Raw genomic sequence first — 13,008 nt, forward strand, 5'->3', positions numbered from 1 at the left:
AGGCCCAAAGGGAAAAAGGTCAGTCGGGTTTGATCTGCGATTGTTCCGCGATCTTGCGCAGCCGGGCGATGTCCTTGCCGACCATGCCGCTCCAGTCCTTGATGGGCGCATAGGCGGGCTCGAAGCCCACGCCCTTGAGCTTTTCGCGCATCTCGGCGTCCTCCATGGAGGCGGCCAGGGCCTGCTCGAGCTTCTGCTTGACCTCCGGCGGCAAGCCGCGCGGCGCGACCAGCACGATCCAGGAGCTCATCTGGTAGCCGGGGTAGCCGCTCTCGGCCACGGTCGGCACATCGGGCAGCAGTGTCGAGCGTGCAGCGGTGGTGACCGCCAGGGGCTTGATCTTGCCGGTCTTGATGTGCGGCACCGCGGCCACCACGCTGTCGAAGGCCAGCGGGATCTGTCCGCCGACCAGGTCGGTCATCGCCGGCGCACTGCCGCGGTAGGGCACGTGCGTGAGCTTGACGCCGGCCGCCGACTTGAACATCTCTCCGGCGAAGTGGGACACGGTGCCGTTGCCGAAGGAGCCGTACATGTACTTGTCGGGCTCGGCCTTGGCGGCTGCAACGAGCTGTTGCACGCTGCTCGCCTGCACCGTCGGATGGGCCACCAGGACTAGCGCCAGGTTGGCCACCATGCCCAGCGGCTCGAAGGCCTTGATCGGGTCGTAGGACAGCTTGGGCTGGATGGCCGGGTTGAGGGTGTAGGTGGAATTGGAGCTCAAGAGCAGCGTGTAGCCGTCGGGTTTGGCATTCGCCACGAACTGCGCGCCGATGGCGGTGCCCGCGCCGGGCTTGTTGTCGACGATCACCGGCTGCCCGAGCCGGGCTTCGAGCTGCCGCGACAGCAGGCGCCCCATCACGTCGCCGGCGCCGCCCGGCGGGAACGGCACGATGATCTGCACCGGTTTTTCCGGATAGCCGGCGGCATAGGCGGACAGCGTGGTCGCGAGGGATGCGCAGGCCCATGCTGCAGCATGAAGAAGGGCGCTGATGCGAAGTTGCATGGAAGTCCTTTCGGTGATGATTCGAAAATTCTCTTTAACGAGAATTCTCATATCCGAGCAAAGCCGAAAACCTGCATGAATCGTGCCAGTAGAAACCTCTGCGGCGTCGGAGTCAACGCAGTCGCCCCGGCCGGAATGCAAGGGGATCCACGCCGTGGGCGAGCAGGTGCGCCGGCGGCGCCTCGTGGTGCAGCAAGGCTGCTGCAAGCTCCGACGCGCCCGCCGCCGTCTGGATGCCATAGCCGCCCTGGCCGGCAAGCCAGAAGAATCCTTCGCAGCTCTCTTCCCAGCCGAGCACGAAGTCGCCGTCCGGCACGAAGGAACGCAGTCCGGCCCACGCATGGCTCGGGCGACGGATCGACAAGGTGGTGGCGTTCTCGATGTGGTGGATGCCCAGGGCCACGTCCAGTTCCTCGGGCACCACGTCGTGCGGCACGACCGGGTCGGCATTGGCCGGGGAACCCAGCAGCTGGCCGGCATCCGGCTTGAAGTAGAAGCTTTCGTCGATGCCGACGACCGCCGGCCATGCCGTGCAGTCGAGGCCCTCGGGTGCCGCGAAGGTGAAGGCGCTGCGCCGCCGCGGTTCGAGCCCGACGCGCGCGGCCTTGCACAGCTCCGCGATCTGGTCGGCCCACGCACCTGCGGCGTTGACCAGGGTACGCGCTTGCACCTGCTGGCCGTCGGCCAGGCTCAGCTGCCAGAAGCCCTCGGTACGCACCGCCGCCGCGAGCTCCGCGTTGCAGCGCAGCGTGCCGCCGCGGGCCCGCATGCCCTTGAGGTAGCCCTGATGGAGTGCATGGACGTCGATGTCCTGTGCATCCTGCTCGAAGATGGCCGCATGCACGCGATCGGCGCGCAGCACCGGCACCATGGAAACGGCCTCCTCGCCGGTGACGAGGCGGACGTTCGCAGCGTTGCGCGACAGCGCCTCGAAAGTCGCCTGCAGCTCCTGCAACTGGGCCTCGCTGGCGATGTAGAGCGCGCCGCGCGGCGTGAGCAGCGGATGCGCGGCGAAGCCTTCGGGCGGTTGCTCGTAGAACGCGCGGCTCGCGCGCGTCAGCGCCCGGATGGCCGGCGTGCCGTAGCTTTCCATGAACATCGCGGCGGAGCGGCCGGTCGAGTGATAGCCGGGCTGGGACTCGCGCTCCAGCACGATCACGCTGGAGCGCCCGGCCAAATGGAATGCGAGCGATGCGCCGGCGATGCCGGCGCCGATCACTGCGAAGTCGAAGGAAGGCGGCGTGCTCATGGAATCTGAATTCTCATTTACGAGAATTATCGTTCCGGGGCACAGGTACGGTCAAGCCGCACCCCGTGCGCCATAATGCGCCGCCCCATGGTCCGTCCCTTGCGTCCTCCGCCCACGCCGCCCGCGAAGAAATCGCGCCGCACCAGATCGGCCGCCGCGCCCGTCGAATCGATAGGACGCGACGTCATGGGCGAGCGGCTGCGTTCGATCCGCAAGGCCGCCAAGCTCACGCTGAAGGAGTTGTCCGCTCGTTCGGGCGTGGCCTTGTCCACGCTGTCGAAGATGGAGCTCGGGCAGATCTCCATCAGCTACGAGAAATTCGCTGCTGTCGCGCGGGCGCTGAACGTCGATATCTCGCGCCTGTTCGATCCGGCCGCGCGCCGCACGGGCAAGGCGGCGCCGACCTTCGTTCATTCGGCGCTCGACAGTTCGCCGAGCTATGCCAGCGACCAGTACGAATACCGGATGCTGTGCACCGACTATCCGGCGAAGACCATGGAGCCGATGCACGGCCGCATCCTGGCGCGCCACGAAAACGAGTTCGCCGATTTCATCCGGCATCCCGGCCACGAGTTCTGCATGGTCTTGTCCGGCGCCGTGCGCATCCGCTTCGAGACCGGCGAGTCGGTGCTGGTGCGGCGCAACGAGTCGGTCTACTTCGACAGCAGCGTGGGGCATGTCTATCTCTCGGTCGGGAAGACGCAGGCGCAGGTGGTGGTGGTCATGTCCGGGTCTGCGGGCCAGCGCCCGTAGCCGCGCCCGCACTCGCCTCGGCCGCTGCTTTTCGCTAACCTTGCGCGATGACAGCAGCACTCACCTCGCAGGGCATCGACGTCGACGCACCCATCGGGCCGCCGCCGCCCGCGCCCGATCTGCCGATCCCGCCAACGCCCGCGCAACCGCCACCGCCGCCGCCGGAGGGCGACCCGCCGGCGGTTGATCCGCCGATGACCGAGCCAGGCGCGCCGCCGCCGGTGGCCGATCCGCCGCCCGGCGCGGCGGCGCTGGGGCGCCTGCATGCGCGCCGCCTGCGCGAGGTCTATCGCTCGGCCGGCTGGCCTTGCTGCGACGCCATCGAGGTCGACCTGCTGGCCGCCGGCCTGCTGGAACGCGTGCGCTCGGCGCCGGGCCACGAAACGCTGCGTGTCACCGATGCCGGCATCGCGCACATTGCGCGCACGCTGGTCGTCAACCGCGCGGTGCTCTCCAAGCACGAGGCGCTGGTCGAGCAGGTCGCGCGCGAGATGACGCGCGCCGGCCGCGTGGCCTGGCGGGCCTTAAGTTTGCGGGCGCGGCTGCCGGCGGTGAACGAGGGCGACAAGCCGCGCTGGTGCATCGCGCGGCCGGACGTCTTCTCGATCCGCAACACCAGCGTCGAGGCCTATGCGCAACCGATCGTCCACGAAGTCAAGGTCAATCGCGCCGACCTGCTGAGCGACCTGCGCAGGCCCGACAAGCGCGCTGCCTACCTCGACCTCGGCGGCGAGTGCTGGTACGTGCTGGGCTGCGATGCGAAGGGCCGGCCCATCGGCGAGCCCGACGAGATTCCGGCCGAATGCGGCGTGCTGATCGCGCAAGAGGGCCGGCTGGTCGTGGCGCGCTCGGCCGTGCACCGCGCGCTGCCGCGCATGCCCTTCAGCCTCTGGATGGCCCTGGCCAAGGCGCAACCGGTGCCGGGCTTCGACGACGAGTCGCAGGATCTGCTGGCCGGCGTCGACGACTGAGGGTGTTCGCGCGGGCTCTCAGGTCGTGTAGTCGCCGCTGGCCTCGGGCTGGAACAGGATCTCGACCACCTCGGCGCGGCCTTCCTCGCCGCTCGGCAAAGTCCAGCTCGCCACCGCGCCGAGCCGCAAGCCGATCAGGCTCATGCCGACCGGCGAGAGTACCGAGACGAGGCCGGCGCCGGGGTTGGCATCCTTGGGGTAGCAGAGGGTCAGCTTGTGGCGCCGGCCCGAGGGCACATCCGCGATGGTCACTTGCGAATACATCGTGACGACATCCGCCGGCACTTCGCGCGAGCGCAGCAGTTCGGCGGCATCGAGGAGAGCTTCGAGCCCCGGGTGGGATTTTTCGTCGAGCAGCTTGCTGAGACGAAGGTGATCGAGTTCGGTGAGCGTGCGCTCGCCGCGAAGGGTGGTCGTCGATGACATGAAGCACTCCAGTCGAATGCGAGCCGCAAAGGGTCGCTGTCGCGCGGGGCTTAAGCCCGGCGATCGATGGTTGCGCTAAACGAGAAGAGGGAAGGGCGATCGCCGGGCGGGGGAAAGTGCGGCTGGCGTGCGCTCAGCGGGCCGGGTCGCCTTGCCGTCGGCTGCGTGCGTGCGCCGGCCTGCCGCGAGGGCGGCGGGGGCTGCAGCGGGGCAGTCAGTGACGAGGAGGGCGGTGGCCGGGAAGCGCATGCGACCCATTGTAGGAGGCGGTGCGAGGGCGGCTTGGCGGATGACCCTTCGAGGAGTGCCGAGATCGAGCGGGTCAGGCGGCCGCGCCGCGCAATGCGTCAGCCCATGTGGGAGAGACGCGCTGAGATGCCAGTTCGAGCGGAAGCCCCGGGATCGTCAGCAGCCGCAAGGCCTCGACGGCCGTGTAGTCCTGATTGCCGGCCAGGAAGCGCATTCTGCAGCCGCCGATGGAGATGCTGTCGCCATCGACAAGATGCTGCGTCTCCACCTTGACGTCGTTCACGTAGACGCCGTTGCTGCTGGCCAGATCCTTGATCGTCACGAATGGACCGTCGAGGACCAGCGCGGCATGGAAACGGCTGACTCTTTCATGCCTGATGACGATGTCGTTGCCCGAGGCCCGCCCGATGCTGGTTTCCGGCTTGCGCAGTTTGATCTGCCTGGTGGTGTTGGCGCTGATCAACAGGAGGAGTTTGGGCATGTCTCGCGTTCCGTTCTGTCGTTCTGTACCGGCAGATCGACGAACGCTGGAGCGCCAGGCACGCGTCTGCAGACCTCAGTCCGTCCCTTCAATGGGGGCGGATTGGAGGTCGGCAGAGGTTAGGGATGAGCGCTTCGGGAGTAAAACGCTTTGGGTGAATGGGATGCATCGATGGTGCGAATACGTCCTCGAAGCAACGCATGAAGGCCGACTCCGGGCCGTGACGATCGATACCACCAGCGCAATGAAAACGGCCCCTGCGAGAGGGGCCGTGATGCGCAATGGTCGGGTTTGGAGCGGGTGAAGGGAATCGAACCCTCGTATGAAGCTTGGGAAGCTGCCGTTCTGCCATTGAACTACACCCGCAGCAGGCGCGGATTCTACTGCGGTCGCTGCCGCCTGAACGCTCAGCGCGCCACGCGCTGCCTCACTCCGGGAACTGCACCACCGGCCCCGTAGCCTTCTTGCCGGGCGGTACATAGCCGGGTGCCGGCGAACCGCCGGGGCCTAGCGAGCGGGTGAATGCATAGATGGCCTTCAGGTCGGCATCGCTCATGGCGCGGACATTGAACCAGGGCATGGGTGGCCGCGGCCGCATGTTGCGCGCATGGTGGATCCACTGCTGCTCGCTCATGCTGGCCATCAGCAGGCGCAGGTTGGTGGCATAGGTCGTGCCCCAGGGACCCGCCCAGCCCAGGGCATCGCCCGTGAGCCAGAGCTTCTCGTCGACCTGGCCGTTGCTGGGTCCGTAGTTCGGCGTGTGGCAATCGTTGCAGCCGGCGACCTGTATCAGGTAGCGGCCGCGGCGCAGTTGATCCTTGCCTGCTTCCGCCGGCCCGGCCAAGGTTCCGGCGCAGGCGAGAAGGGCGAATGCGGCGGCAACGAATTTCGGGCGCGCTGTCATGGAGAACTCCTTGGACGAGATCGACGGGGAAGAATCGTTTCCTTCGGTTTGCGCTGAACCGGCCTGGCCGGTGCGAGCGCAGGCTGCGCCGCAGCCGCGACCAGCGCCCGGATCGCCCAGCGCCTGACCTTGCGCGCCTCGGCGTCGTCGAGTCGAAGCACATCCTTGAAGACCACCATGGCCTCGGTACCGATCACCAGTGCGAGCGCGTGCTTGAGGTTCTTCAGCGCCGCCGGCTTGATGGAGCCGTTCGCCGGCGCGAGCGCGGCTTCGAGCAGCGGCGTGCGGCGGTTCTGGCGTGCCGGCAGCTGCGCGTCGGTTTCGCCGCGGGCGCTTCGCTCCAGCGACTGCGCCAGCATCATTCGCAGCGGCGCCTCGTTGGCCGCGATCATCGTGTGCAGCGCGTCGTCCACGTGTTCGAGACGGGCGACCACGTCGTCCGCCGGCGCGCCGCGCAGCGCATCCTCCGCCTGGGGCGTCTCGATGTCGATCGATGCCTCCAGATGCAGCGCCTCGACGTTCGGAAAATAGCGGTAGGCAGTGGCGCGCGAAACCAGCGCCTCTTCGGCGATCTCCTCGAGCGTCGGCCGGCGTCCCTGTTTCGTCAGTTGCGATGCGGCCTGCAGCAGGGCCTTGCGGGTGCGCTGCTTCTGCTGCGGGCGGCCTTCGTTTCCCGCCATGCTCAGCCCACCTGGGGCAACTGCTGCAGGATGGCGCCCAGGTCGACCCAGACGTTCTCCCGGCGGATGTCGCCGTTGTCGGCGAACTCGATCACGTGCAGCAGGCGGAAGGCCAGCGGACGGTCGCGGCCGTCCATGCCGAAGGGGTGGCCCGGCGCCCGGCCGCTCCATAGCGAATCGTCGACCATGAAGTTGTCGCCGTAGAGGCGGCGCCTGGATTCGACCTTGCCTTCGGACAGGTCGGCGAACAGCGTCTCGTAGAACGGGCGCGCGCCTTCGCGGCTGCGGCTGGGGCCGCTGGGCCAGCCGACCACGTCGTGCTCGACGTCGGCCGTGAGCGTGGCCAGCACACCCTCCACGTTGTCCTGGGCTTCGAAATTGAAATGCTCGTCGAGCTTGCGATCCATTTCGCTGCGGGTCAGTGCCATGGTGAGTGTCCTTGCGGGTTGAAGTGCCAGTATCGTAATGAGATTTTAGTCTCATTACAAGAAATTAATCTCATTTGATCCGAGAGCGCCCCAGCCCGCCACCGTCCGGACGCACGGATAGATTTCAAGGACGCCGGGTCAGGTGCGGGAGCGGCCAGATCGCAAGAATGAGCCTCCGGCTCTTCAACGCGTTCACTCCGGGAGCACCCCATGACCTCTCTGACCTACCAGACGCTGGACAAGGACGTCCGGCAACTCCAGCAGTCCGACGTCGCCGCTTTTGCGGCGCAGATCAGCGGCGGGGTGTTCGGCGCTGCCGATGCCGCCTACGACGAAGCGCGCAAGGTCTGGAACGGCACGGTCGACCGCCGACCGGCGCTGATCGCGCGGTGCATGAAAGACAGCGATGTCCAGGCCGCCGTGCGTTTCGCCGCGGCGCACAAGATGCTGCTCAGCGTGCGCGGCGGTGGCCATCACATCGCGGGCAATGCGGTCGCGGAGGGCGGGCTGATGATCGACCTGTCGGGCATGCGCACGGTCGTGGTCGATGCCGCGAAGCGCACCGCGCGCGTCGCCGCGGGCGCGCTGCTCGGCGACTTCGATCGCGAGGCGCAGGCCCACGGCCTGGCCACGCCGCTCGGCATCAATTCCACCACCGGCGTGGCCGGGCTCACGCTCGGCGGCGGCTTCGGCTGGCTGACGCGCCGCCATGGCCTGACCATCGACAACCTGTTGCGCGCCACCGTCGTGATCGCCGACGGCACCGAGCGCGTCGCCTCGCCCACCTCGGAACCCGAGCTGTTCTGGGCCTTGCGCGGCGGCGGCGGCAACTTCGGCGTGGCGACCTCGTTCGAGTTCCAGCTGCATGAGGTCGGCCCCGAGGTGTACTCGGGCCTGGTGGTCTATCCGTTTGCGCAGGCGCAGCAGGTCCTGCGCGCGTGGCGCGACTTCACCGCCGGCGCGCCCGACGAGCTGAGCGTGTGGACGGTGATGCGCAAGGCGCCCCCGCTGCCCTTCCTTCCCGAATCGGTCCACGGCACGGAGGTGGTGATCTTGCCGCTCGTCTACAGCGGCGATGTCGAAGCCGGCGAGCGCGCCGCCGCGCCGGTGCTGCAGTTCGGCGATCCGCTCGGGACTGCGCTGGGGCCGACGCCCTATGTCGGCTTCCAGTCGGCCTTCGATCCGCTGCTCACGCCGGGCAGCCGCAACTACTGGAAGTCGAACAACTTCAGCACGCTGAGCGATGCGGCGCTCGACCTCGTGATCGCTTCCGTCGGCCGGCTGCCGGGGCCGGCGTGCGAGATCTTCATCGCCCAGCTCGGCGGCGCGATGGCGCGCGTGAAACCCGATGACACGGCTTTCGTCGGCCGCGATGCGCGCTACATCATGAACGTGCATGGCCGCTGGTCCGACGCGGCCGACGACGAGCGGGTGCGCGCATGGGCGCGGCAGGTTTTCCAGGATGCCGTGCCGCACGCAACCGGCGGCGGCTACGTCAATTTCCTGACGGAGGACGAGGCCGAGCGCGTCGCGGGCAGCTACGGCGCGAACTACCCGCGCCTGCAGGCCGTGAAGCGGCAATTCGATCCGGGCAACCTGTTCCGCATGAACCTGAACATCGAGCCGGCGCCTTGAGCGCGTTGCGCCTTCGTCAGTGCGCGGCGGCCGAACGCGCGTGCCGGTGCTTGCGCAGCAACTCGAGCGGCACATCCATCGCGTGCGCCGCCGCCGCCTTGGCGCGATCGGCGTACGGATGCTCGGCCCCGACCTCCGCCGGCGACCAGCCGCAGCGGCGCAGCACGTGGTTGAAGGCATGCGCGCTGGTCCGCAGGTCGGACTTCTGCGTGCGGAAGGTGAAGGCGAGCGAGACGGACAGGTCGGGGCCGGTATGGACGCGGTGGGGCGCGATGAAGGGATGGTGCACGCCAAAGCCGGGCCGCAGTTCGTAGCGCATCGCCTTGGCTTCGAAGGAGGGCTTGTAGCTCGGGCGCTGGCTCTCGAAAGCCGCGAGCAGGCGGTCCTTCTCGGCGGCGCTCATGATCTCGTCGTCGCGCGGATTCCAGAGCATCACTTCCTTCTCGCCGCGCACCTGCAGCAGGAAGTTCATCTCGCGGTCCATGTGGTAGGGCGTGACCGCGTCGCGCGTCGAGATGAAGACGTAGGTCGAGTACCAGGTGATCACCGGATCGATGTCTTCGATGGCCGCGGCGATCTCGGCCAGCAGGTCCTCCAGCACCGGCCGGTAGCCCGCATCGCGCTCCGGGTTGTAGATGCAGATGTAGGCCTTGTGTTCTTCGAATTGCTCCAGCACGTCGTCGAAGCGCAGGCCCTCGCGGTAGCGCTCGTAGGAGGAGTCGAAATTCGCATCGCCGGGAATGGCGCCGACGCGGTACTGCACCTGCCCGCGCGGCAATCGCCGGCAGAGCGCGAACAATGCGTCTAGCGAGAAGCTGGGGTGTTCGCAGAGATGGTGATGGATCAGGAACGGCCGCAGGTTGTACGAACTGCGCACCACGTCGGGCTCGAACTCGAGCAGGTGTTCCGGCTGTCGCCGCGCTCGTGCTGCAAGGGTGGCGACCTGTTCTCTTGTGACGAATTCACCGAGCATGATGACCTCCTCAGGCCAACCGATCCTGCCGTGCGCGTGACGCGCCGGCGCCGAGCTGTTCGGCGAAAGAGTACTCCTTTTGTTTTCAATTTTCTAGCGGCTTGGCATCAGCTTCGCTTCGCGCGCCACCTGCGAAGAAGCAGCCCATACACCCCCAGATTGAGCACGGCGACGAATGTGCCCGACGCGATCTGCGCGCCGCGGGTGAGGCCTTCGGGATAGATCGCGCCGAGCAGGTAATGGTCGATGAAGCCGCCGCTGTAGCCGGCCTGGCCGGCCGCGAGCCGCAGTTCGTTCTCGAGCGGCGTCAGCGGGCAGTACCCTCCGGTCCATGCCACCCATGCGCCCCACAGCACCGCCGGCAGGTGCAGCCAGGCGAGCCGCGGCCAGCGCCACACGAGCAGGCCGCCCGCCACCACGAACAGGATGAAAAGGCCGTGCAGCACCAGCACGGCATCGGCCAGCAGGCGGTCGTTCATGGGCCCGAGCATAGGTCTTCGCCATACCAACAGGGGCGGTCGGGGCAGGGGGCCAAACCTATAATCGAATGTTCAAGCAAATCAAGCAGTTAGGTGGGTTCGATGCAGGGGCTGCCCGCTCGGCCGCCTCTCTCAGAAGTCCAGTCCAAGATGAGCCAGCCCACCTTCAGCGTTGCGGACATCCGCAAGTCCTTCCTCGATTTCTTCGCCTCCAAGGGCCATACCGTGGTGCCGTCGAGTTCGCTGGTGCCCGGCAACGACCCGACGCTGATGTTCACCAACTCGGGCATGGTGCAGTTCAAGGACGTGTTCCTCGGCACCGACAAGCGCCCCTACGTGCGCGCGGCCTCGGTGCAGGCCTGCCTGCGCGCCGGCGGCAAGCACAACGACCTCGAGAACGTCGGCTACACCGCGCGCCACCACACCTTCTTCGAGATGCTGGGCAACTGGAGCTTCGGCGACTACTTCAAGCGCGAGTCGCTCACCTGGGCCTTCGAGCTGCTGACCCAGGTCTACAAGCTGCCGGCCGAGAAGCTCTGGGCCACCGTCTACATCGAGGACGACGAGGCCTACGACATCTGGACCAAGGAAATCGGCCTGCCCCCCGAGCGCGTGGTGCGCATCGGCGACAACAAGGGCGGTCGCTACATGTCCGACAACTTCTGGATGATGGCCGACACCGGCCCCTGCGGCCCGTGCTCGGAAATCTTCTACGACCACGGCCCCGAGATCGCTGGCGGCCCGCCCGGCTCGCCCGATGAAGACGGCGACCGCTACATCGAGATCTGGAACAACGTGTTCATGCAGTTCGACATGCAGCCCGACGGCAGCGTGAAGCCGCTGCCCGCGCCCTGCGTCGACACCGGCATGGGCCTGGAGCGCCTGGCCGCGATCCTGCAGCACGTGCACAGCAACTACGAGATCGACATCTTCGCTGCGCTGATCAAGGCTGCCTCGCGCGAAACCGGCGAGAAAGACCTCGACAACAAGAGCCTGCGCGTGATCGCCGACCACATCCGCGCCACCGCCTTCCTGGTGGCCGACGGCGTGATCCCCAGCAACGAGGGCCGCGGCTACGTGCAGCGCCGCATCGTGCGCCGCGCGATCCGCCACGGCTACAAGCTGGGCCAGAAGAAGCCCTTCTTCCACAAGCTGGTGCCCGACCTCGTGGCGCTGATGGGCGACGCCTATCCGAAGCTCGTGGCCGACGAGAAGCGCATTACCGAGACGCTGAAGGCCGAGGAAGAACGCTTCTTCGAGACGCTGGCCAACGGCATGGAAATCCTCGACGCGGCCCTGGCCGATGGCGCCAAGGTGCTGCCGGGCGAAGTGGCCTTCAAGCTGCACGACACCTACGGCTTTCCGCTCGACCTCTCGGCCGACGTGTGCCGCGAGCGCGGCGTCGAGGTCGATGCGGCCGGCTTCAACGCGGCGATGGAAAAGCAGAAGGCCGCCGGCCGCGCCGCCGGCAAGTTCAAGATGGACCGCGCCGTCGAGTACAGCGGCGGGGCCAATACCTTCACCGGCTACGAGCACCTCGAAGAAGAGGCCAAGGTCGTGGCCCTCTACTACGAAGGCGCGCCGGTGCAGGAACTGAAAGAAGGCCAGCCCGGCATCGTGGTGCTCGACACCACGCCCTTCTATGCCGAGAGCGGCGGCCAGGTCGGCGACCAGGGCGTGCTGGCGGCCGAAGGCGTGCAGTTCGGCGTCGACGACACGCAGAAGATCAAGGCCGACGTGTTCGGCCACCATGGCACGCAGACGCAGGGCACGTTGAAGGTGGGCGATGCCGTCACCGCGCGCGTCGACACGATGCTGCGCGCCGCCACCATGCGCAACCACAGCGTCACCCACCTGATGCACAAGGCGCTGCGTGAGGTGCTGGGCACGCACGTGCAGCAGAAGGGCTCGCTGGTCGATGCCGACAAGACGCGCTTCGACTTCGCGCACAACGCGCCCGTCAGCGCAGCGCAGATCCTCGAGATCGAGAAGCGCGTGAACGCCGAGATCCTGGCCAACCAGGCGACCCAGGCGCGCCTGATGGACATGGAGTCGGCCCAGCAGACCGGCGCCGTGATGCTGTTCGGCGAGAAGTACGGCGACACCGTGCGCGTGCTCGACATCGGTTCCAGCCGCGAGCTGTGCGGCGGCACGCACGTCGCGCGCACCGGCGACATCGGCCTGTTCAAGATCGTGAGCGAAGGCGGCGTGGCCGCCGGCGTGCGCCGCATCGAGGCGCTGACCGGCGCCAATGCGCTGGCCTATCTGCAGGAGCTCGAGGCGACGGTGAACAGCGTGGCCGCCACGCTGAAGACGCCGGCCTCGGAACTGCAGCCGCGCCTCACGCAGGTGCTCGATCAGGTGCGCGCGCTGGAGCGCGAGGTCGGCGCGCTCAAGGGCAAGCTCGCTTCGTCCAAGGGCGACGAACTGCTCGCGCAGGCGGTGGACGTGGGCGGCATCAAGGTGCTCGCCGCCAAGCTCGACGGCGCCGATGCCAAGACGCTGCGCGAGACCATGGACAAGCTCAAGGACAAGCTCAAGACCGCGGCCATCGTGCTGGCGGCCGTCGACGGCGGCAAGGTGCAGATCGCCGCCGGCGTCACGGCCGACACCATGGGCAAGGTGAAAGCGGGCGAGCTGGTCAACTTCGTCGCCCAGCAGGTCGGCGGCAAGGGCGGCGGCAAGCCCGACATGGCCATGGCCGGCGGCACCGATGCGGCAGGCCTGCCGGCCGCGCTGCAGTCGGTGCAGGGCTGGGTCGCGGAACGGATCTAGCG

Annotated in this window: 13 protein-coding genes and 1 tRNA gene; 4 read left to right on the forward strand and 10 right to left on the reverse strand. The window is 67.6% G+C overall.

Features of this window, described 5'->3' with window-relative positions:
• Nucleotides 1–19: 19 nt before the first annotated feature.
• Nucleotides 20–1,003, reverse strand: a complete 984-nt coding sequence (locus tag ACSQ89_RS11535; RefSeq protein ID WP_436292454.1) for a Bug family tripartite tricarboxylate transporter substrate binding protein — start codon at nt 1,001–1,003, stop codon at nt 20–22.
• A 112-nt stretch (nt 1,004–1,115) separates the two neighbouring features.
• Nucleotides 1,116–2,252: an NAD(P)/FAD-dependent oxidoreductase gene (locus ACSQ89_RS11540; protein ID WP_436292455.1), complete on the reverse strand. Its 1,137-nt coding sequence runs from the start codon at nt 2,250–2,252 to the stop codon at nt 1,116–1,118.
• An 87-nt stretch (nt 2,253–2,339) separates the two neighbouring features.
• On the opposite strand from ACSQ89_RS11540, the gene ACSQ89_RS11545 reads away from it, so the two are divergent.
• The gene (locus ACSQ89_RS11545) at nt 2,340–3,005 is read left to right on the forward strand and encodes a helix-turn-helix domain-containing protein (protein ID WP_244503959.1); all 666 of its coding nucleotides are present in this window, start codon (nt 2,340–2,342) and stop codon (nt 3,003–3,005) included.
• 47 nt (nt 3,006–3,052) lie between these two features.
• The gene (locus ACSQ89_RS11550) at nt 3,053–3,976 is read left to right on the forward strand and encodes a hypothetical protein (RefSeq protein WP_436292456.1); all 924 of its coding nucleotides are present in this window, start codon (nt 3,053–3,055) and stop codon (nt 3,974–3,976) included.
• An 18-nt stretch (nt 3,977–3,994) separates the two neighbouring features.
• Here the strand turns inward: ACSQ89_RS11550 and ACSQ89_RS11555 are convergent, their stop codons facing one another.
• From ACSQ89_RS11555 to ACSQ89_RS11580, 6 genes are all read right to left on the reverse strand, one after another.
• Complete coding sequence (locus ACSQ89_RS11555; protein ID WP_093109278.1) at nt 3,995–4,402, reverse strand: GreA/GreB family elongation factor; 408 nt, start codon at nt 4,400–4,402, stop codon at nt 3,995–3,997.
• 322 nt (nt 4,403–4,724) lie between these two features.
• Nucleotides 4,725–5,132: an FHA domain-containing protein gene (locus tag ACSQ89_RS11560; protein ID WP_436296186.1), complete on the reverse strand. Its 408-nt coding sequence runs from the start codon at nt 5,130–5,132 to the stop codon at nt 4,725–4,727.
• A gap of 292 nt (nt 5,133–5,424) precedes the next feature.
• Nucleotides 5,425–5,498: transfer RNA gene (locus ACSQ89_RS11565), tRNA-Gly, on the reverse strand.
• A 61-nt stretch (nt 5,499–5,559) separates the two neighbouring features.
• Nucleotides 5,560–6,036, reverse strand: coding sequence for a c-type cytochrome (locus tag ACSQ89_RS11570; protein WP_436292458.1), 477 nt, complete (start codon nt 6,034–6,036; stop codon nt 5,560–5,562).
• A complete protein-coding gene (locus ACSQ89_RS11575; protein WP_436292459.1) occupies nt 6,033–6,716 on the reverse strand; it encodes a TetR/AcrR family transcriptional regulator in 684 nt (227 codons plus the stop codon). Before ACSQ89_RS11575 ends, ACSQ89_RS11570 begins: the two co-directional genes overlap by 4 nt.
• Before the next feature lie 2 nt (nt 6,717–6,718).
• Entirely contained in the window at nt 6,719–7,144 is a 426-nt protein-coding gene (locus ACSQ89_RS11580; RefSeq protein ID WP_093109274.1) for an ester cyclase, read from the reverse strand.
• Nucleotides 7,145–7,354: 210 nt separating this feature from the next.
• Here ACSQ89_RS11580 and ACSQ89_RS11585 point away from each other — a divergent pair, with 210 nt between their 5' ends.
• Nucleotides 7,355–8,779: an FAD-binding oxidoreductase gene (locus ACSQ89_RS11585; protein WP_436292460.1), complete on the forward strand. Its 1,425-nt coding sequence runs from the start codon at nt 7,355–7,357 to the stop codon at nt 8,777–8,779.
• Nucleotides 8,780–8,795: 16 nt separating this feature from the next.
• On the opposite strand, the gene ACSQ89_RS11590 is transcribed toward ACSQ89_RS11585, so the two are convergent.
• Together ACSQ89_RS11590 and ACSQ89_RS11595 are read right to left on the reverse strand one after the other, a co-directional pair.
• The gene (locus tag ACSQ89_RS11590; RefSeq protein ID WP_436292461.1) at nt 8,796–9,752 is read right to left on the reverse strand and encodes a cupin-like domain-containing protein; all 957 of its coding nucleotides are present in this window, start codon (nt 9,750–9,752) and stop codon (nt 8,796–8,798) included.
• A gap of 107 nt (nt 9,753–9,859) precedes the next feature.
• Nucleotides 9,860–10,231, reverse strand: a complete 372-nt coding sequence (locus ACSQ89_RS11595; RefSeq protein ID WP_093109434.1) for a DUF2784 domain-containing protein — start codon at nt 10,229–10,231, stop codon at nt 9,860–9,862.
• Between the two features lie 150 nt (nt 10,232–10,381).
• Here ACSQ89_RS11595 and alaS point away from each other — a divergent pair, with 150 nt between their 5' ends.
• Entirely contained in the window at nt 10,382–13,006 is a 2,625-nt protein-coding gene (alaS, locus tag ACSQ89_RS11600; protein WP_436296187.1) for an alanine--tRNA ligase, read from the forward strand.
• Nucleotides 13,007–13,008 lie beyond the last annotated feature (2 nt).

This window comes from Variovorax sp. LjRoot175 (assembly GCF_964253805.1).
In the GTDB taxonomy this organism is placed as follows: domain Bacteria; phylum Pseudomonadota; class Gammaproteobacteria; order Burkholderiales; family Burkholderiaceae_C; genus Variovorax.

What these genes read in the sequence shown, in the direction of transcription:
- ACSQ89_RS11535 (WP_436292454.1), bottom strand. Translation starts at nt 1,003, where the DNA reads ATGCAACTTCGCATCAGCGCCCTTCTTCATGCTGCAGCATGGGCCTGC.
- ACSQ89_RS11540 (WP_436292455.1), bottom strand. Translation starts at nt 2,252, where the DNA reads ATGAGCACGCCGCCTTCCTTCGACTTCGCAGTGATCGGCGCCGGCATC.
- ACSQ89_RS11545 (WP_244503959.1), top strand. Translation starts at nt 2,340, where the DNA reads ATGGTCCGTCCCTTGCGTCCTCCGCCCACGCCGCCCGCGAAGAAATCG.
- ACSQ89_RS11550 (WP_436292456.1), top strand. Translation starts at nt 3,053, where the DNA reads ATGACAGCAGCACTCACCTCGCAGGGCATCGACGTCGACGCACCCATC.
- ACSQ89_RS11555 (WP_093109278.1), bottom strand. Translation starts at nt 4,402, where the DNA reads ATGTCATCGACGACCACCCTTCGCGGCGAGCGCACGCTCACCGAACTC.
- ACSQ89_RS11560 (WP_436296186.1), bottom strand. Translation starts at nt 5,132, where the DNA reads ATGCCCAAACTCCTCCTGTTGATCAGCGCCAACACCACCAGGCAGATC.
- ACSQ89_RS11570 (WP_436292458.1), bottom strand. Translation starts at nt 6,036, where the DNA reads ATGACAGCGCGCCCGAAATTCGTTGCCGCCGCATTCGCCCTTCTCGCC.
- ACSQ89_RS11575 (WP_436292459.1), bottom strand. Translation starts at nt 6,716, where the DNA reads ATGGCGGGAAACGAAGGCCGCCCGCAGCAGAAGCAGCGCACCCGCAAG.
- ACSQ89_RS11580 (WP_093109274.1), bottom strand. Translation starts at nt 7,144, where the DNA reads ATGGCACTGACCCGCAGCGAAATGGATCGCAAGCTCGACGAGCATTTC.
- ACSQ89_RS11585 (WP_436292460.1), top strand. Translation starts at nt 7,355, where the DNA reads ATGACCTCTCTGACCTACCAGACGCTGGACAAGGACGTCCGGCAACTC.
- ACSQ89_RS11590 (WP_436292461.1), bottom strand. Translation starts at nt 9,752, where the DNA reads ATGCTCGGTGAATTCGTCACAAGAGAACAGGTCGCCACCCTTGCAGCA.
- ACSQ89_RS11595 (WP_093109434.1), bottom strand. Translation starts at nt 10,231, where the DNA reads ATGAACGACCGCCTGCTGGCCGATGCCGTGCTGGTGCTGCACGGCCTT.
- alaS (WP_436296187.1), top strand. Translation starts at nt 10,382, where the DNA reads ATGAGCCAGCCCACCTTCAGCGTTGCGGACATCCGCAAGTCCTTCCTC.